Source organism: Brevundimonas sp. (assembly GCF_036402095.1).
Lineage (GTDB): Bacteria > Pseudomonadota > Alphaproteobacteria > Caulobacterales > Caulobacteraceae > Brevundimonas.
In genome coordinates this window covers 1-17,732 of sequence record NZ_DASWTO010000098.1, presented here as the reverse complement: position 1 = coordinate 17,732, position 17,732 = coordinate 1, and the positions used below count along the sequence as shown (strand labels likewise).

16 protein-coding genes are annotated in these 17,732 nt (G+C 71.0%); 13 read left to right on the top strand and 3 right to left on the bottom strand.

Translation table 11 applies throughout. The features are described 5' to 3' along the window. A partial coding sequence (locus tag VGD32_RS07555) for a sulfite reductase subunit alpha (RefSeq protein WP_331031287.1) occupies positions 1–1,220 on the top strand: 1,220 nt, incomplete at its 5' end. A gap of 69 nt (positions 1,221–1,289) precedes the next feature. Here VGD32_RS07555 and VGD32_RS07550 read toward each other — a convergent pair. Together VGD32_RS07550 and VGD32_RS07545 are read right to left on the bottom strand one after the other, a co-directional pair. Further along, positions 1,290–1,967 carry a Fe2+-dependent dioxygenase gene (locus VGD32_RS07550; RefSeq protein ID WP_331031286.1) on the bottom strand — a complete coding sequence of 226 codons (678 nt, stop codon included), beginning with the start codon at positions 1,965–1,967 and terminating at the stop codon, positions 1,290–1,292. Between the two features lie 8 nt (positions 1,968–1,975). Continuing rightward, positions 1,976–4,228, bottom strand: coding sequence for a TonB-dependent siderophore receptor (locus VGD32_RS07545; RefSeq protein WP_331031285.1), 2,253 nt, complete (start codon positions 4,226–4,228; stop codon positions 1,976–1,978). Positions 4,229–4,362: 134 nt separating this feature from the next. Between VGD32_RS07545 and VGD32_RS07540 the strand changes: the two genes are divergently transcribed. Beyond that, positions 4,363–5,715 (top strand): bifunctional diguanylate cyclase/phosphodiesterase, encoded by a 1,353-nt coding sequence (locus VGD32_RS07540; RefSeq protein ID WP_331031284.1) that lies wholly within the window; start codon positions 4,363–4,365, stop codon positions 5,713–5,715. A gap of 6 nt (positions 5,716–5,721) precedes the next feature. On the opposite strand, the gene VGD32_RS07535 is transcribed toward VGD32_RS07540, so the two are convergent. After that, positions 5,722–6,930, bottom strand: a complete 1,209-nt coding sequence (locus VGD32_RS07535) for an NAD(P)/FAD-dependent oxidoreductase (protein WP_331031283.1) — start codon at positions 6,928–6,930, stop codon at positions 5,722–5,724. A 92-nt stretch (positions 6,931–7,022) separates the two neighbouring features. On the opposite strand from VGD32_RS07535, the gene VGD32_RS07530 reads away from it, so the two are divergent. The 11 genes from VGD32_RS07530 to edd all read left to right on the top strand — a co-directional run. After that, positions 7,023–7,334 (top strand): YerC/YecD family TrpR-related protein, encoded by a 312-nt coding sequence (locus VGD32_RS07530; RefSeq protein WP_331031282.1) that lies wholly within the window; start codon positions 7,023–7,025, stop codon positions 7,332–7,334. 9 nt (positions 7,335–7,343) lie between these two features. Continuing rightward, complete coding sequence (gene hisG / locus VGD32_RS07525; RefSeq protein ID WP_331031281.1) at positions 7,344–8,225, top strand: ATP phosphoribosyltransferase; 882 nt, start codon at positions 7,344–7,346, stop codon at positions 8,223–8,225. Then, positions 8,225–9,532, top strand: a complete 1,308-nt coding sequence (gene hisD, locus VGD32_RS07520; protein WP_331031280.1) for a histidinol dehydrogenase — start codon at positions 8,225–8,227, stop codon at positions 9,530–9,532. Before hisG ends, hisD begins: the two co-directional genes overlap by 1 nt. Continuing rightward, complete coding sequence (hisB, locus tag VGD32_RS07515; RefSeq protein WP_331031279.1) at positions 9,529–10,965, top strand: imidazoleglycerol-phosphate dehydratase HisB; 1,437 nt, start codon at positions 9,529–9,531, stop codon at positions 10,963–10,965. Before hisD ends, hisB begins: the two co-directional genes overlap by 4 nt. Next, positions 10,962–11,564 carry an imidazole glycerol phosphate synthase subunit HisH gene (gene hisH, locus VGD32_RS07510; protein ID WP_331031278.1) on the top strand — a complete coding sequence of 201 codons (603 nt, stop codon included), beginning with the start codon at positions 10,962–10,964 and terminating at the stop codon, positions 11,562–11,564. Before hisB ends, hisH begins: the two co-directional genes overlap by 4 nt. Further along, the gene (locus VGD32_RS07505) at positions 11,561–12,286 is read left to right on the top strand and encodes a 1-(5-phosphoribosyl)-5-[(5-phosphoribosylamino)methylideneamino] imidazole-4-carboxamide isomerase (RefSeq protein WP_331031277.1); all 726 of its coding nucleotides are present in this window, start codon (positions 11,561–11,563) and stop codon (positions 12,284–12,286) included. The genes hisH and VGD32_RS07505 overlap by 4 nt, the downstream gene beginning before the upstream one ends. Next, complete coding sequence (hisF, locus tag VGD32_RS07500; protein WP_331031276.1) at positions 12,283–13,050, top strand: imidazole glycerol phosphate synthase subunit HisF; 768 nt, start codon at positions 12,283–12,285, stop codon at positions 13,048–13,050. The genes VGD32_RS07505 and hisF overlap by 4 nt, the downstream gene beginning before the upstream one ends. Further along, on the top strand, positions 13,047–13,685 hold the full coding sequence (gene hisIE, locus VGD32_RS07495; RefSeq protein WP_331031275.1) for a bifunctional phosphoribosyl-AMP cyclohydrolase/phosphoribosyl-ATP diphosphatase HisIE: 639 nt from the start codon (positions 13,047–13,049) through the stop codon (positions 13,683–13,685). Before hisF ends, hisIE begins: the two co-directional genes overlap by 4 nt. A gap of 15 nt (positions 13,686–13,700) precedes the next feature. Further along, positions 13,701–15,161 (top strand): glucose-6-phosphate dehydrogenase, encoded by a 1,461-nt coding sequence (zwf, locus tag VGD32_RS07490; protein WP_331031274.1) that lies wholly within the window; start codon positions 13,701–13,703, stop codon positions 15,159–15,161. Further along, positions 15,154–15,861 (top strand): 6-phosphogluconolactonase, encoded by a 708-nt coding sequence (pgl, locus tag VGD32_RS07485; protein ID WP_331031273.1) that lies wholly within the window; start codon positions 15,154–15,156, stop codon positions 15,859–15,861. The genes zwf and pgl overlap by 8 nt, the downstream gene beginning before the upstream one ends. Beyond that, positions 15,861–17,732 (top strand): phosphogluconate dehydratase (gene edd, locus VGD32_RS07480; protein WP_331031272.1); only part of this gene is annotated, 1,872 nt, incomplete at its 3' end. The genes pgl and edd, both read left to right, overlap by 1 nt.

Here is a 17,732-nt window from a genome sequence, read left to right as displayed (position 1 = left end):
CCCTGCTGGTCGCCTTCGCCAGCCAGACCGGCCAGGCCGAGGAACTGGCCTGGATGACCGCCGCCAGCCTCTCCGGGGCCGGCGTCCCGGCCCGCGTCGCCCTGCTGGGCGACCTCGAACCCGACGGGCTGCGCGCCGCAGGGCGCGTCCTGATCATCGCCTCCACCACCGGCGAGGGCGACGCGCCCGACGCCCTGTCCTGGTTCGCTCGCAAACACATGGCCGCCCCGGCCGACCTCGCCGGCCTGTCCTACGGCCTGCTCGCGCTCGGCGACCGGACCTATGCGGACTTCTGCGGCTTCGGCCGGGCGCTGGACGTCTGGCTCCAGCGTTCGGGGGCCGTCCCCCTGTTCGACCGCATCGAGGTGGATGACGGCGACGCCGGCGCGATCCGCCATTGGCAGCACCAGCTCGGCGCCGTCACCGGCCGCGCCGTCGAGGCCGACTGGACGCCGCCGGCCTATGACCGCTGGCGTCTCGCCGCCCGCACCCACCTCAATCCCGGCAGTCCCGGCGGCGAAGCCTGGCGGCTGGCCTTCGAGCCGGTCGATCACAATCCGGACTGGGTCGCCGGCGACATCGCCGAGATCGGCCTGCCGCCCGTCGACGGCGTCGCCCCGGCCAGCCGCGAGTACTCCGTCGCCTCCCTGCCGGCGGACGGCCGGGTCGAGCTGATCGTCCGTCTGGCGACCCGGCCCGATGGCGCCCCCGGCCTGGCCTCCGGCTGGCTGATCCGCGGTCTCGCCGTCGGCGATCCTGCGCCGATGCGCCTCCGCACCAACCGCGGCTTCCACGGCCCGGCGCCGGAGACGCCGCTGATCCTGATCGGCAACGGTACCGGCCTCGCCGGTCTGCGCGCCCACTGGCGGGCGCGAGAGGGCCTCGCCCACGGCGGCGTCTGGCTGATGTTCGGCGAGCGCACCTCGGCCTGCGACGCCTTCCTCGACGCAGAGCTTCAGGCCGCCCTCGCCTCGGGCGTGCTGACGCGCCTCGACCGCGCCTTCTCGCGCGATCCCGGCGACGGCCGCTACGTTCAGGATCTCGTTGTTCAGCATACGGACGAGATCGCCGCCTGGGTCGATCGCGGCGCCGTCATCCTCGTCTGCGGCAGCCTCGAAGGCATGTCCCAGGGCGTCCACGCTGCGCTCGAAACCGCCCTCGGGGCCGACCACCTGCTTGAGCTCGCCGAGACCGGGCGCTACCGCCGCGACGTCTATTGATCAGACGTCGCGTACGTCTCTGGCGGGATAGCCGAAATCGACCGGTCTTCCGGGATCGAGATTTCGCCCTCAGACCTCGGTCCAGCGCCGCAGCAGGTTGTGATAGACCGCTGTCAGCTCCAGCACAGCCGGGTCCTTCGGCCCCTTGTCCGCATTGACCCGCTGGATCGCCACATCCAGGCGGAACAGTGTCTCCCGGTCGGCGTCGTCGCGCACAAGGCTTTGGATCCAGAAGAAGCTCGCCACCCGCCGGCCGCGCGTCACCGGAGTCACCCGGTGCAGACTCTTCGACGGATACAGCACCAGGTCCCCGGCCGGCAGCCTGACCGACTGCGGCCCGTACATCTCCTCGACGATCAGCTCGCCGCCGTCGTAAGCCTCGGGTTCCTCAAGGAAAAGCGTCGCCGACAGATCGCTGCGGATGCGGATATTCCCTCGCTGCCGGATGGCGTTGTCGACGTGCGTCCCGAAATGCTCCCCGCCTTCGTAGGCGTTGAAAAGCGGCGGGAAGATCGTGTGCGGCAGGGCCGCCGAGACGAACATCGGGTTGGCGTTCAGGGCCTGCAGAACCAGAGCCCCGACCTCGCGCGCCTCGGCGCAGTCCTCGGGCAGTTGCCGGTTGACCTTGGCGGTCGCCGACTGGTGGCCGGAGGTGACGTTGCCGTCCGTCCACGGCCCCGCGTCAAGCCGCGCTCTCAGGGCCGCGACCTCGTCCTTGCTGAAGACGCCGGGGATGTGCAGCAGCATGGCCCGCTCTAGTAGCGCAGATTGAGCGTCAGTATAGCCTGCCGCCCCGGGGCCACGTCGGCATGATGCACCCCGTTGGTGCGCATGATGTAGTCCTCGTCGCCCGCGTTCTGGACGTTCAGCTGCAGCGAGGCGCTGTCGGTCAGGTCGTATGAGGCAAACAGGTCCACCCGTGTCCAGGCCGGCGCATAGATGCGGTTGGCGCCTCCACCGGCCCCGCCCTGGTTGCCGCCGAAGCTGTCGGAGACATGATAGACCCCGCCTCCGAGGCTCAGCTTCGGCGTCACCCGGTATGTGCTGAACAGGCTGAAGCTGTGCTCCGGCGTGTTGGCCAGCGGATCGCCGACGTTGACGTTGGTGTAGGCGCCGGCGACCAGTTCGGACTCCATCCAGGTGTAGCCTCCGAACACCTGCCACGCCCGGGTGATATTGCCCGACAGGCCCAACTCGATCCCCTTCACCTCGGCCTCGCCGGCCTGTTCGAACACGCCCGGCGACACCTGAATCTGGGCGTTCTCGCGGGTCAGGATGAAGGCCGCGCCGGACAGCGCCAGGCGGTCGTCGAACAGATTGGCCTTGGCCCCGATCTCGAAGCTCTCGGTCTCCTCAGGGTCCAGCAGTTCAGTCCCGACGGCGCCGCCGGTGTTCTGGTCCCCCGCCGAGATCGTCGGCGGCGTCGCCGAGGTGGCCCAGGACGCATAGACGCTCGAGTTCGCCGTCGGCTTGTAGACCAGCCCGACCTGGTAGTTGACGAACTCCCAGTCTCCACCGACGGCCGTATAGACCGGCGCCGTAACCGTCCCCGACCCGTTCCGCCCCTCGACCGCGTAGTCATCGTACCGGAGTCCGAGGTTCAGAACCCACCGCTCTCCGAAGGCGATGGAATCCAGGGCGTACAGGCCGAGAGTGTCGGTTGTGCTTGAGCTGATGACGCCCCGGGTGATCGTGCCGCTCCACGGATCGGACGGGTTCGGGTCATACAGACGGGTGCAGTCGAACCCGGTCAGCGGGGCCGGGCAGGCCGAGCCGCCCGTGGTCACGACCGTATACGAGGCGTTGCGGTTCCTCTCCTCGGCGATCTCAACGCCGAGGTTGAAGTTGTGTCCGATCCCTCCGGTCGAGAACCGGCCGGTCAGGTCGGTGACGTTGGCGATGGTGGTGGTCGGGTTCCAGCGCGACTTCGTCCCCCGCTTCATCCAGTACTCGCCGCCGATCAGGACCACCCCCGGCGGGGTCGTATCGACCCGACCCCCGTCGCCGGGGTTGGTGACGACATAGTCGTTCAGGGTCTCGGCGTAGCGGCTGACGTTGCGGATCGTCAGACCGGGGGTGAGCGCGTGCTCCATCTCGAACGTCAGACTGTCGACCGTATTGGTCAGATAGTCCCGCGCCGTCACCCCGTAGAAGCTGTCGTAGGGCACATCCAGAATGCCGCTGTCCGTGGTCCGGACCCCGATCTTGGTGAACAGCGGGATGCCGTAGTCCGGCATCTGGTCGCTGGTCAGGTGATAGACGCTGAAGGTCGCGGACGTCCTGGTCCCCAGCCCGGCCGCCAGCGACAGACCGAGACCCCACTTGTCGAAATCCACCGCCTCGCGTCCCGGCACGTCTCCTTCGGACGCCATCAGGTTCAGACGCAGGCCGGCGGTTTCGCCGAGGCTCCAGTTCTGGTCGATCGTGCCGCGCAGATAGCCGTCGGAGCCGGCGCCGAGACCCAGATGGGTGAAGTCGGTCAGGCGCGGGGCCTTGGATGCCAGATTGATGCTGCCCCCGCCCGAGCCGCGGCCGGAGTAGACCGCGTCCGGCCCCTTCACCACCTCGACCTGCTCGAGGTTGAACACCTCCCGCTGCTGGCCGCCCGAGTCGCGGATGCCGTCGACGAAGATGTTGTTGCCCGACGACTGCCCCCGGATGAACGGTCGGTCGGCCAGCGGCTGACCGCCCTCGCCGGCGCCAAAGGTGATTCCCGGCGAATTGCGCAGGATGTCCTGCAGCGAGGTCGCCGCTGTCTGCTCGATGATCTGCTGCGGAATGATGGTCACCGCCCGGGGTGTGTCGACGAGCGGCCCCACGAACTCCGGCGACTGCGGTTCCCGCCGCGCCGGTTCTCCGGTGACGGTGACCGTGCCCAGGTTGGTCGCGTCCTGCGGATCGGTTCCGTCGGTCGCCGGATCGGCCATGACCGGCCCGGCCACCAGCATGCCCGCCGCGCTGGAGGCGAACAGGAGGGCGCGGAGGGCTTCGGAACGCGAAAGCGACATGGCGGGACGGCTCTTGATTGATATTGCGATGCGCTCGCAATATCAGCTTGGCCGCCCGACGCAAGGCGTTCTGCGAATTATTCTCAACTGGTAGGGTTTACGCGCGCTTCATTACACTGCGCTAGACGCGAGGGATGCGCAGTCCGTTCGCGTTCCTGTCCGCGCTGCTTTCCCCCGCCTCCGGCCGGACGGTTTCGCACGACCACGACGCTCGCCTGACGCACATGGCCTTGCACGATCAGGAGACCGGGCTCGGCAATCGCCTGGCGCTGGAGCGGCTCGCCGCCGGCGGAGAGCCCGTCTATGTGGTGCTGTTCGGCGTCGACCGGTTCGAGGTTCTGCGCAACGCCATCGGCTATGATTCCATGGCCCGCCTGCTGACGACCCTGGGGCAGCGGCTGTCCAGCCTGACCGGTCGCGGCGCGGTCGCCCGGGTCGGAGCGGGCGTGCTTGGGCTGGTGCTGCAGGCCGAAGACGACGACGAGGCGCTGCAACTCGCCACCCGTGTCTGCGAGGCCGCTCAGGCTCCGGTGATCCTGAACGGCGCCCCTGTCGACATCGCCCTGACGGCCGGGATCGCCCGCCCGCGGGTGAGCAACCGCAACGTCTCCTCGCCCGTCGACCGGGCCTCCATCGCTGTCGACCAGGCTCGCGCCGCCCACCGCCGGGCCGCCCTGTTCGACGCGGCGCGCTATGGCGATCCGGCCGGCAATCTGTCGCTGATCAGCGAACTCATGGCCGCGCTCGACAACGGCGAGTTCTCGCTCAACTACCAGCCCAAATACGACTTTCGGGCCGAACGGGTCACCGCCGTCGAGGCGCTGGCCCGCTGGACCCACCCCCGCCGCGGCTGCGTCTCGCCGGACGTGTTCGTGGTCATGGCGGAGGAGACCGGTCACATCCGGCCGCTCACAGAGTGGGTCATCCACCAGGCCATTCACGATCAGGCCGAGCTCCGACGGGCCGGTCACGACCTGACGGTATCGGTCAACGTGTCGGGGCGCCTGCTGTCCGACGAGAGCTTCGCCGACTTCGCCCTCGCGGCCGTCAAGGCTTCCGGCGCCCGCCTGTGCTTCGAGATCACCGAAACGGCCGTGGTCGGCAATCCCGAGGCGGCCCTGCGCATCCTCGACCGTTTCGCCGAGGCGGGCATCTCCGTGTCGCTGGACGACTACGGCTCCGGCCTGTCTTCCCTGACCTATCTGAAGCAGATCCGCGCCGACGAATTGAAGATCGACAAGAGTTTCGTCCTCGGTCTCGACGACTCCGCCCGCGACGCCCTGCTGGTCAAGTCGACCATCGACCTTGCGCACGGTCTCGGCATGAAGGTCACCGCCGAAGGGGTCGAGACCCCCACCGCCCTCGCGCTGCTGCGGGGCATGGGCTGCGACATGGCCCAGGGCTATCTGATCGGCCGTCCCGTCTCGCTGACCGCCCTCGTCGAACGGCTGGGCGGTCCGGCGCACAAGGCGGTCAGCGCCGCCTGATCCGGTTCAGCCCGTCGCCACGGCCTTCATCGACACGGCCGAATCCGCCAGCCGCGCCGTGTCCACCGGCGTCCCGCGGCCAATCATCTGCCGGCCGGCCATGAACTCCGCCGGGGCGTTGACCGCCTCGACGCAAACGATCCGGTCGCCCGCCAGATGGAAGACCGCGAAGGCCGCCGCGGCCGGATCGCCGCGCAGCACCTGCCGGTCCGCGCCGTCCGCCAGTCCTGCGATCTGCAGCTTGACGTCGTACTGGTCTGACCAGAACCACGGCACTTCGGGTGTCGGCGCGGGCCGTCCCGTGATCGCCGCCGCGGCCTGCTTGGCCTGTTCCAGGGCGTTGGGCACGCTCTCCAGCCGATGCCGCCGGCCGCCGTGCACCGGCACTGGCCGGAAGGTCGCGTCGCCAATGGCCCAGATGGCGGGGTCAGAGGTCCGGCCGGTCTCGTCGACCACCACGCCGTTCTCGCACGCCAGTCCGGCCGTCCGCGCCAGTTCGTCCCGCGCCAGCGCCCCGACCCCGACCAGGACGGCATCGGCCTCGATCAACCGGCCGTCCGACAGCCGCACCCCACCGTCTTCGATGCCCGTCACCTCGGCCGAGGTCAGCACCTCCACGCCATGGTCCCGGTGAAACCGGGTGAAGAACTCCGACAGCGTCTGCGAGGCCACCCGCGCCAGCACCCGGTCCATCCGTTCGATGATCACCGCCCCGGCCCCGAGCGCCCGGGCCGAGGCCGCCGCCTCAAGCCCGACATAGCCGCCACCCACCACCGCCAGTCGCCGCCCCGGTCCCAGCGCCGCCTTCAGCCTTTCGGCGTCCGCCAGCGTGCGCAGCTCCAGCAGGTCGGGCCGGTCGGCCCCGGGGATCGCCAGCTTTCGCGCCGCCGAGCCGGTCGCCAGGATCAGCGCGTCATACGGTTCCACCGTCCCGTCCGCGAAGGTCACGGTCTTGGCCGGGGCGTCGATCGCCGTCGCCGTCACGCCCGTCCGCAGCTCGATGCCGTGCTCCGCGTAGAACGCTTCCGGCCGCAGCAGCAGCGCCTCCAGGTCGGCCTCCCCCTTCAGCCACGCCTTCGACAGCGGCGGGCGCTGATAGGGCGGCGCCGGCTCGTCGCCCGCCAGCACGATCGGCCCCTCGTGCCCGTACTGCCTGAGGAGAGCCGCCGCCGTCCCGCCCGCATGCCCCGCGCCGATGATCAGAACCTTGGTCATGGGATGCAGATAGAGGGGCGGAAGGCGGGGGTCGAGAGGCGCGACACTCCGGCCCTTGACCGTTCCACTGTTACAGCATAGTGGAACACGCCATGACCGACGCCCTCCCTCGCAACGCGGCCGCCACGGCGCGCAGTCGCGTCGCCCTCTACGACGCCCTGCTGGCGCTGAAGACGCGCGACGAGGTCGACGCCTTCCTCGCCGACCTGTGCACGCCGGCCGAGGTCCGGGCCTTCGCCGAACGCTGGGAGGTGGCCCGCCTGCTCGACGCGGGCGGCAAGTCGTATCGGGAGATCGCCGCCGAAGCCCAGGCCAGTCCGACCACGGTCGTACGCGTCGCCCGCTTCCTCAAGGAAATGCCGCACCAGGGCTACCGCCTGGTGCTGGACCGTCTGAAGAGCTGAGTTGAAATCATGAGTACCGTTCAGGGGCGGCTGCGTATCGCCGTCCAGAAATCCGGCCGCCTGGCCGACCGCAGCCTCGACCTCGTCCGCGACGCCGGCCTGCGCGTGGTCAAGGGCAACAACGACCTGCTCTACCGGGTCGAGAACTATCCCATCGACCTGCTCCGCGTCCGCGACGACGACATCCCGACCTTCGTCGCCGACGGAGTCTGCGACCTCGGCATCGTCGGCGAGAACGTGCTCGAGGAGGCCCGCAACGGCGGCCCCTCGGCCGAGGTGGTCATGCCGCTCGGCTTCGGCCGTTGCACCCTGAAGATCGCCGTGCCGCCGACCCTGGCGTACGACGGCCCCGCCTCGCTCGACGGCCTGCGGATCGCCACCTCCTACCCGAAGATTCTCCGCCGCTGGCTGGACGGGCGGAACGTCCGCGCCGACATCGTCACCATGCGCGGCGCGGTCGAGGTGGCTCCGCGGCTCAAGCTCGCCGCCGCCATCTGCGATCTCGTCTCGACCGGCGCCACGCTTGAAGCCAACGGCCTCGGCGCGCGCGAGACCGTGCTGGAAAGCCAGGCCGTGCTGATCCGTTCGCCGCTCGCCCCGGAGCCGGAGCTGCAGCACCTACTGGACAGCATCATCGAACGGATGAGCGGGGTCGTCGCCTCCCAGGGCGCCAAATACGTCATGCTCAACGCCCCGCGTTCGGCGCTGGACCGCATCACCGCCATCCTGCCCGGCGCCGGCTCGCCCACCGTCATGCCCCTGTCCGGCCGCGATGACGCCGTCGCGGTCCACGCCGTCTGTCAGGAGGCGGTGTTCTGGGAAACGCTGGAGAAGCTCAAGGCCGCCGGGGCCTCGGCCATCCTCGTCCTGCCGATCGAGAAGATGATGTGATGCGGCGTATCGACTGGACCACCCTGGACGCCGCCGGCCGCCTCGAGGCGCTCGCCCGGCCCGCTCGCCGCAGCGATGCGCAGGTCTCCGATGTCGTGCGCGAGATCTTCGACGATGTGCGAACGCGGGGCGGGGTCGCCGTGACCGACTGGAGCCTGAAGCTGGACGGAGCCGCGCCCCGCCGCATCGCCATCACGCCTGAGGCCGTGGCCGCCGCCCGCGACGCCCTGCCGCCGAACGCCACCCGGTCGCTGCGCATCGCCGCCGACAATGTCCGCGTCTTCCACCAGGCCACCCGTCCGGAAGACACCCCCTTCTTCGAGACCACGCCCGGCGTGCGCTCCCGCCTCGTCTGGAGGCCCATCGGCGCAGCGGGAATCTATGTGCCCGGCGGGACGGCGCCGCTGTTCTCGTCGCTGCTGATGCAGGCGATCCCGGCGGAGGTCGCCGGGGTCCGCGAACGGGTCGTCGTCACCCCGCCGGCCCGCGACGGCGGCGTCCACCCCGCCATGATCTACGCCGCCGGCGAGGCGGGTCTCGACGCCCTCTGGCTGATCGGCGGCGCCCAGGCGGTCGCGGCCCTGACCTTCGGCGCCGCCTTTGACGACGGCGAGATTCCCGCCTGCGACAAGCTGTTCGGCCCCGGCAACGCCTGGGTCGCCGAGGCCAAGAAGCAGGCGGCCGCGCTCCCGGGAGGCCCCGCCGTCGACATGCCCGCCGGCCCCTCGGAACTGCTCGTCATCGCCGACCGCGACGCCGACCCGCAGATCGCCGCCGCCGATCTGCTCAGCCAGGCCGAGCACGACTCCGACGCCCAGGTGATTCTCGTTTCGGAAAGCCGGGCCAATCTCGAGGCGATCCTCGCCGAGGTGGAGCGGCAGCTTCAGACCCTGCCCCGGGCCGACATCGCCCGCGCCTCCCTGGCCGAGGGCCGCGCCATCCGCGTCCGCGACATGGCCGAGGCCTGCGAGGTCGCCAACCTCTACGGCCCTGAGCACCTCGCCCTGCAAGCTGTCGACGCCGAGCGGCTGGTTGAGCGCATCTCCGCCGCGGGCGCCGTCTTCGTCGGTCCCTGGGCCGCCGAAACCCTCGGCGACTACGCCGCCGGACCGAGCCACGTGCTTCCCACCGACGGAGCGGCCCGCACGCTCGGCGGCATCACCACGGCCAGCTTCATGACCTCCATGTCGGTCCAGTCCGTCAGCGAGGCGGGCGCCCGCGAACTGGCGCCCGTCGCAGCCCGCCTCGCCCGGCTGGAGGGGCTGGAAGCCCATGCGAGGGCGGCCGACCTGAGGAGCGGCTCATGATCAGCAACCTCCCCGCCCCCTTTTCGCCCCTGGTCTCCGGCGGCGAGGGCCTCGACCGCTATCCGGCCGGGTCGCGCGCCCTCGCCGCGCGGATGGCCGAGGTCTACGGCGTTCCCGCGGACCACGTCCTGCCGGTGCGCGGACTGACCCATGGACTGGAGCTGGTCTTTCGCCTCGCCGCGCGTGACGGACTCGCCGTTGAGGCCCCCGACGCCGAGCCGTACCGCGCCCTTGCGGCCCTGTACGCCCGCCCGGCGTCCGGCGCCTCGACCGGCGCGGTCATCCTGCGCGCCCTCGGCTCGCCGGAAGCGGTGGCCGAGATGGCGACGCGCGTCGCCCCCGCCCTGCTGGTCATGGACGAAGGCCTCGCCGAGTTCGCCGACGCACCCTCCGCTGCGACCATGCTGGGCGACCACCCCAATCTGATCGTCCTGCGCAGTCTGTCGCTGGCCTGGGGTCTCGCCGGCGCCCGCGTCGGCGCCGCCCTCGCCCGCCCGGAGAGGCTCGCTCGTCTGACGGCGGTCATGGAGCCCTACGCCCTGCCGGAAGTCTCCGTCCGGCTGGCCCGGCAAGCCCTCGACCCTTCCCGCATGATGGAAACCCGGCAGCGGATCGCCGTCGTGCGCACCGAGCGCGAGCGGCTCGCGAAAGCTCTGGCGCGGTCGATGGTCGTGGAGCCGGGATTCGGCCCCCTCATCATGGCCCGTCCCGCCAATCCGGAGGCGGTTCTGGCGGATCTCGCCCGTTACGGCGTCGCCGCCGATTTGTCGGGCGAGCGTCTGCGCCTGCCCGTCTCCGCCCGGCCCGAGGTCAACGACCGCCTGCTCGCCGCGCTCGACCTCGCCCCTGCGGCCCGGCCCCACCGCACCGGCGAGGCGGTCCGCGACACGAAGGAGACCCGCATCGTCTGCGCCGTCGACCTCGACGCGCCCGGGCCGGTCTCGATCGCCACCGGCGTCGGCTTCTTCGATCACATGCTGGAGCAGATCGCGGCCCACGGCGGTTTCTCGCTGCGCCTGTCCTGCGAGGGCGACCTTCACACCGACCCGCACCATACCATTGAGGACTCGGCCATCGCCCTGGGTCAGGCCCTGAAGCAGGCGCTCGGCGAACGCCGCGGCATCGCGCGCTACGGCTTTGTCGTGCCGATGGACGAGGCCAACGCCGCGGTGTCCATCGACCTGTCCGGCCGCCCTTACCCGGTGTTCGACGGCGAGTTCAGCACGCCCTTCATCGGCGACTACCGCACGGACCTGACCGCCCATGTGTTCCGCTCGCTGGCCGAGCACCTCGGCGCGGCCATCCACGTCTCGGTCACCGGCGAGGACGATCATCACAAGACCGAGGCCGTCTACAAGGCCTTCGGCCGCGCTCTCCGCCAGGCCATCCGCGTCGAAGGCGACGCCGTGCCCAGCACCAAGGGGGTGTTGTGAGCCAGATCACCCTCGTCTCCTACGGCGCCGGCAACGTCGCCTCGGTCCGGTTCGCGCTGGAGCGGCTGGGCGCCACGGTCCGCCTGACCGCCGACCCGGCCGAGGTCGCCGACGCCGAACGCCTGATCCTGCCCGGCGTCGGCGCGGCCGGCTACGCCATGGCCCGGCTGTCCGAGCTCGGCCTCGTCGAGCCGATCCGCGCCTTTCCCCGCCCGCTGCTCGGCGTCTGCCTTGGTCAGCAACTGCTGTTCGAAACCAGCGAGGAAGGCGGCGGCGTCCCCCTGCTCGGCCTGATCCCCGGCCGGGTCCGGAGGATGGAGCCCGCTCCCGACCGGCCCGTGCCGCACATGGGCTGGTCCCGGCTCTCGACCGTCCGTCCGGACCCGCTGCTCGAAGGCCTCGACGACGACGCCTGGGCCTATTTTGTGCACAGCTACGCCTGCCCGGACGGCGAGGCGACCCTCGCCCGCGCCGACTACGGCGGCCCGGTCCCGGCGGTCGTCCGCAGCGCCAACCGCTGGGGCTGCCAATTCCACCCCGAGCGCTCGGCCGCCGCCGGCGCCCGCATCCTGCGCAACTTCCTGGACCTGCCCGCATGATCGTCTATCCGGCCATCGACCTGAGGGACGGCGTTTGCGTGCGCCTGATGCACGGCCGCTTCGACGCCGTGACCCGCTATGACGCGGCCCCCGCCGCCCGTCTCGCCGCCTTCGCCGCCGACGGAGCCGTCTGGGCCCACATCGTCGACCTCGACGGCGCAGAGGCCGGCCGCGCCGTCCAGCACGCCCTCATCGGCGAGCTGGCCGCCGCCGTCGACATCCGGATCCAGTCGGGCGGCGGCGTCCGTTCGGCCGACGACGTCCAGCGCCTGCTCGACGCCGGCGTCGGCCGCGTCGTCGTCGGCTCCCTCGCCGTGTCCGATCCGACGACGGTGAGAGGCTGGCTCGATCGTTTCGGCGCCGACCGGCTGACACTCGCGATCGACGTCAAGGCCGACGGGGACCGCTGGATTCCCGCGCTCAAGGGCTGGACCGAGGCCGCCGCCATCGACCTGTGGGCCGCCCTCGACCGCTATCCGCCGGGAACCGCCCGGCACCTGCTGGTCACCGATGTCGGCCGCGACGGCGCCCTGACCGGCCCCAATCTCGATCTGCTGGGCGAGCTCGTGCGCCGCCGTCCCGATCTCCGCGTCCAGGCTTCGGGCGGCGTCTCCAGCCTCGCCGACCTCGCCGCCGCGCGCGCCGCCGGCTGCGACGGCGCCATCGTCGGCCGCGCTCTCTACGAAGGCCGCTTCACCGTGGCTGAGGCGCTCGCCGCATGACGGCCCGGCGCATCATCCCCTGCCTCGACGTCAGGGACGGCCGCGTGGTCAAGGGCGTCCGCTTCGAAGGCCATGTCGACATGGGCGACGCGGCCGACCTCGCCGCCCGCTACCGCGACCAGGGGGCCGACGAACTGGTCTTCTATGACATCACCGCCAGCCCCGAGGGCCGCACCCTCGACTACGGCTGGGTGCGCGACATCGCCCGCCTGCTCGACATCCCATTCAGCGTCGCCGGCGGCATCCGCTCGGTCGAACAGGCCGGCCGCTGCCTCGACAACGGCGCCGACAAGGTCTCGATCAACTCTCCCGCCCTCGAGCGCCCGGACCTGATTTCCGGGATGGCCGACCGCTTCGGCGCCCAGTGCGTAGTCGTGGGCGTGGACTCGAAGCGCGCCGGCGACGACTGGTTCGTGCACCAGTACACCGGCGACCCGGCCGCCAGCCGCGGCGCCGGCCGCCGCACCCTCGACTGGATCGTCGAGGCGCAACAGCGCGGCGCCGGGGAAATCGTGCTCAACTGCATGGACGAGGACGGCGTCCGCCGCGGCTATGATCTCGCCCAGATGACCGCCGCCCGCGAGCGTCTGACCATTCCGCTGGTCGCCTCGGGCGGCGCCGGTGAGGCGGCGCACTTCCGCGATGTGTTCCAGCAGGCCGGCGTCTCCGGCGCCCTCGCCGCCAGCGTTTTCCACACCGGCGCGCTCGCCATCCCGGACCTGAAAGCCTTCCTGGCCGCTTCGGGCGTTGAGGTCAGACCATGATCGATCCCTCCACCCTCGACCTCGCCAAGGGCGACGGCCTGATCCCCGTCGTCGTCCAGGACGCCGCCACCCTGCAGGTCCTGACCCTCGCCTACATGGACCGCGCCGCCCTTGAGGAGACCCTCGCCTCCGGCGAAGCCACCTTCTTCTCCCGCTCCCGCGGAGGCCGATGGCGCAAGGGCGAGACCTCGGGCGACCGCCTCCACGTTGTCTCCATCACGTCCGACTGCGACGCCGACGCCCTGGTGCTGAAGGTCCGGCCCGTCGGGAACGCCTGTCACCTGGACCGCGTCAGTTGCTTCGGCGAGGAGGACGCCCCCGGCCTCGGCCGCCTCGCCCGGCTGGAACAGACGATCGCCGGCCGCGCCGCCGCCGACCCGTCGGAGAGTTGGACCGCACGGCTGCTCGCCGACGGTCCCAAACGCGCCGCCCAGAAGGTCGGCGAGGAAGGGGTCGAAACCGCGCTGGCCGGCGCCGCCGGGCCGGATTCGGAACTCGCATCCGAGGCCGCGGATTTGATCTACCATCTGCTGGTGCTGCTGCGCGCCCGTCACATGGTGTTTCAGGACGTGCTCGATGTCTTGGCGCAACGCGCGGAAGCGGCCAGACAACCTCCCGGTCAAGCTGGGACCTGAACCTGAGGAGAGCGCATGGCGGCCCTGGTGCTGTTCGGCGGCGGCGGCGACCTCGCCATGAGGATGCTCCTGCCCTCGCTCTACTTCCTCGAGCACGACGGCCTGCTGCCTGACGGCCTCAAGATCATCGGCGCCGCCCGCTCGGAAGAGAGCCGCGAGGACTACGTCGCCAAGGTCCGCCAGTCGGTCGAGACGAAGGCCAGGGCTGACCACGCCTGGTCCGACGAGGCCTGGGCCCGGCTGGAGTCACGCCTCGACTACCTCGCCGTCGACGCCACCTCGGCCGAGAGCCTGAAGCCGCTCAAGGACAAGGTCGGCGACGGCGCCTGCACCTCCTTCCTGGCGGTCTCGCCCTCGCTCTACGCCCGCATCGTCACCGCCATGCGCGCCGCCGGCCTGGCCGAGCCCGAGGATCGCGTGGTGCTGGAAAAGCCGGTCGGCCGCGACCTCGACACCTTCCGCCAGATCGACGACGCCGTCGCCGACGCCTTCTCCGAGCATCAGGTCTTCCGCATCGACCACTACCTCGGCAAGGAGACGGTCCAGAACCTGATCGCCCTGCGCTTCGGCAACACCATCTTCGAGCCGCTGTGGAACAACCTCAGCATCGATCACGTCCAGATCACCGTGGGCGAGACGGTCGGCGTCGGCGACCGCTGGCCGTATTACGACGAGTACGGAGCATTGCGGGACATGCTCCAGAACCACATGCTCCAGCTGCTCTGCCTCGTGGCCATGGAGCCGCCCTCCGACCTCAATCCGGACTCGGTGCGCAACGAGAAGGTCAAGGTGCTGCGCTCGCTTCGTCCGATCACCCCGGAGGAGGCCGGACGGGTCACGGTGCGCGGCCAGTACGTGGCTGGAACCGTCGAGGGCGAAGCCGTCGCCGGCTATGACGAGGAACGCGGCGCGCCCTCGGACACCGAGACCTTCGTCGCGGTCCGCGCCGACATCGACAACTGGCGCTGGGCCGGCGTGCCCTTCTTCATGCGCACCGGCAAGCGTCTGCCGGAGAAACGCACCGAGATCGTCATCCAGTTCAAGCCGGTGCCGCACTCCATCTTCGACCATGGCGACCGCGGCTCGATCGAGGCCAACCGGCTGGTCATCGAACTCCAGCCCGACGAGGACATTTCCCTCTCCGTGATGAACAAGAAGCCCGGCCTCGACCAGCGCATGCAGCTGCAACCCATCCGCATGAGCCTGTCCTGGGGCCAGAACGACAAGGACGCCAAACCGCCGCGCCGCCGTATCGCCTACGAGCGGCTGCTGCTCGACGCCCTCGCCGGCGACTCCACCCTGTTCGTGCGCCGCGACGAGGCCGAGCAGGCGTGGAAATGGGTCGACGAGGTGTCCGAGGCCTGGGAAGGCGCCGCCTTCAAGCCGCACGACTACGCCGCCGGAACCTGGGGCCCCGAGGCCGCCGACCTGCTGCTGTCCCGCACCGGCCGCGCGTGGAACTCCGGCGATGCCTGAGATCGAAACCTTCCCCGACGCCGGCGCCTGGGCCGGAGCGTGCGCCGCCCGCCTGGCCGACAGCCTGTCCGCCGCCCTCGCCGAAACCGGCAAGGCGATCTTCGCCGGCTCGGGCGGCTCGACCCCTTCGCCCATCTACGCCCGGCTCTCGACCGCCCCGCTCGACTGGTCGCGCGTCGTCGTCACCCTCATCGACGAACGCTACGTTCCCGAGACCTCGCCCGAGTCCAACGCCGCCCTGCTGAAGCGCACCCTGCTGACCGGCCCCGCCGCCGCCGCCCGCTTCCTGCCCCTCTATTCCCCGGCCGTCACCGTCGATCGCGCCGCCGCGCGCGCCGCCCACGCGCTCGCCGCCGAGGGCCGGCGTATGGACGCGGTCCTTCTCGGCATGGGGGAGGATGGCCATATCTGCTCCATGTTCCCTGAAAGCCCCACCCTCAAGGCCCTGCTGGCGCCGGGCCTTCCGCCGACCGTCCTCGGCGTCCCCGCCGGGCGCGACGGGCGCGCGCCCTCGCTCGAACGCCTGTCGATCAACCTGCCCTATCTGATGGGCGCCCGCCGCGTCGTCCTCGCCATCACCGGCGCCGCCAAGCGCGCGGTGTTCGAGCGCGAGGCCGCCGGCGACCCCGCCACCCAGCCGATCGCCGCCCTCGTGGCCAACGGCGTTCCGCTCGACGTGCTGTGGACGGAGGCCGCCTGATGCCCGCGCTCAATCCCGTCGTCGCCGAGGTCACCGCCCGCATCGTCGAGCGCTCCCGCGCCACCCGCGCCGACTATCTGCGCCGCATGGACGCCGCCGCGGCCTCCGGCGTCGCCCGGGCCAAGCTTAGCTGCGCCAACTGGGCCCACGCCTTCGCCGGCCAGACCATCGCCGACAAGCTGACCGCCATGGGCGGCCGGCAGCCCAATCTCGGCGTCGTCACCGCCTACAACGACATGCTCTCGGCCCATCAGCCGTTCGAGCGCTTCCCGGCCATCATCCGCGAGGCGGCGCGCGAGGCCGGCGCCACGGCCCAGGTCGCCGGCGGGACGCCCGCCATGTGCGACGGCGTCACCCAGGGCCGCCCGGGCATGGAGCTGTCGCTGTTCAGCCGCGACGTCATCGCCCTGTCGACCGGCGTGGCCCTGACCCATGACGCCTTCGACGCCGTCGTCTGCCTCGGCGTCTGCGACAAGATCGTGCCCGGCCTGTTCATGGGCTCGCTGGCCTTCGGCCATCTGCCCGTGGTCTTCGCCCCCGCCGGACCGATGCCCAGCGGCATCCCGAACGCCGAGAAGGCCCGGGTGCGCGCCCTCTACGCCCAGAACAAGGTGGACCGGTCCGTACTGCTGGAGAGCGAGATCGGCTCCTACCACTCGCCCGGCACCTGCACCTTCTACGGCACCGCCAACTCCAACCAGATGATGATGGAGCTCGGCGGCCTGCATCTGCCCTCGACGGCCTTCGTCCATCCCGAGACCGGCCTGCGCGACGCCCTCACAGCCGCGGCCGCCAGACGGGCGGTCGAACTGGCCCGCTCGGGCCAGGGCCGGATGGCGGACGTCGTCGACGAGAAGTCGGTGGTCAACATGATCGTCGCCCTGCTGGCCACCGGCGGCTCGACCAACCACGCCATCCACCTCGTGGCCATGGCCCGCGCCGCGGGGATCCTGATCGACTGGACCGATATGGACCAGCTGTCGTCGGTCACGCCCCTGCTGGCCCGGGTCTATCCCAACGGCTCGGCCGATGTGAACGCCTTCCAGGCCGCCGGCGGCGTCGCCTTCGTGGCCCGCGAACTGGCGGCGGCCGGGAACATCCACGCCGACGTCCAGACCGTCATGGGCCCCGGCATCGACCACTATTTCCAGGAGCCGTCGCTGGTCGACGGCGAACTGGTCTGGCGCGACGGCGTCTCGGAAAGTCTGGACACGGACATTCTCCGCCCGGCGTCCCGTCCGTTCGACCGCGAGGGCGGCCTGCGGCTCGTCCAGGGCGACCTGGGCCGCGCGGTCATCAAGGTCTCCGCCGTCAAGCCGGAGAACCGCATCGTCGAGGCCCCCGCCGCCGTATTCGAAACCCAGGAGGACGCCCTGCAGGCCTTCAGGGACGGAAAGCTCGACCGCGATGTCGTGGTGGTTCTCCGCTTCCAGGGCCCCAGGGCCAACGGCATGCCCGAACTGCACAGCCTGTCCCCCGCCCTCGGCGTGCTGCAGGACAAGGGCTTCAAGGTCGCCTTCGTCACCGACGGCCGCATGTCGGGCGCCTCGGGCAAGACTCCCGCCGCCATCCACGTCTCGCCCGAGGCCCTGGCCGGCGGTCTGCTGTCCCGGGTGCGCGACGGCGACGTCATCCGCCTCGATCCCGACAAGGGCGTGCTGACCACTGTCGGCGTCGACCTGTTGAGCCGTCCGGCGGCGGAGCGTTCTCCCGAACACGCCGGCGGCTCGGCCTGGGGGTACGGCCGCGAGCTGTTCGCCGCCTTCCGTCATGTCGTCTCCACGGCCGAGGAAGGCGCCTCGATCTGTTTCGCAGGCCCGGCCAGCGGAACGACCTGGAACGACCGGCAGCCCGATCCGAACCTCGTCGAC

Excerpts from the sequence above, each read along its gene's own strand:
- VGD32_RS07550 (WP_331031286.1), bottom strand. The coding sequence starts at position 1,967 with ATGCTGCTGCACATCCCCGGCGTCTTCAGCAAGGACGAGGTCGCGGCC.
- VGD32_RS07545 (WP_331031285.1), bottom strand. The coding sequence starts at position 4,228 with ATGTCGCTTTCGCGTTCCGAAGCCCTCCGCGCCCTCCTGTTCGCCTCC.
- VGD32_RS07540 (WP_331031284.1), top strand. The coding sequence starts at position 4,363 with ATGCGCAGTCCGTTCGCGTTCCTGTCCGCGCTGCTTTCCCCCGCCTCC.
- VGD32_RS07535 (WP_331031283.1), bottom strand. The coding sequence starts at position 6,930 with ATGACCAAGGTTCTGATCATCGGCGCGGGGCATGCGGGCGGGACGGCG.
- VGD32_RS07530 (WP_331031282.1), top strand. The coding sequence starts at position 7,023 with ATGACCGACGCCCTCCCTCGCAACGCGGCCGCCACGGCGCGCAGTCGC.
- hisG (WP_331031281.1), top strand. The coding sequence starts at position 7,344 with ATGAGTACCGTTCAGGGGCGGCTGCGTATCGCCGTCCAGAAATCCGGC.
- hisD (WP_331031280.1), top strand. The coding sequence starts at position 8,225 with ATGCGGCGTATCGACTGGACCACCCTGGACGCCGCCGGCCGCCTCGAG.
- hisB (WP_331031279.1), top strand. The coding sequence starts at position 9,529 with ATGATCAGCAACCTCCCCGCCCCCTTTTCGCCCCTGGTCTCCGGCGGC.
- VGD32_RS07505 (WP_331031277.1), top strand. The coding sequence starts at position 11,561 with ATGATCGTCTATCCGGCCATCGACCTGAGGGACGGCGTTTGCGTGCGC.
- hisF (WP_331031276.1), top strand. The coding sequence starts at position 12,283 with ATGACGGCCCGGCGCATCATCCCCTGCCTCGACGTCAGGGACGGCCGC.
- hisIE (WP_331031275.1), top strand. The coding sequence starts at position 13,047 with ATGATCGATCCCTCCACCCTCGACCTCGCCAAGGGCGACGGCCTGATC.
- zwf (WP_331031274.1), top strand. The coding sequence starts at position 13,701 with ATGGCGGCCCTGGTGCTGTTCGGCGGCGGCGGCGACCTCGCCATGAGG.
- pgl (WP_331031273.1), top strand. The coding sequence starts at position 15,154 with ATGCCTGAGATCGAAACCTTCCCCGACGCCGGCGCCTGGGCCGGAGCG.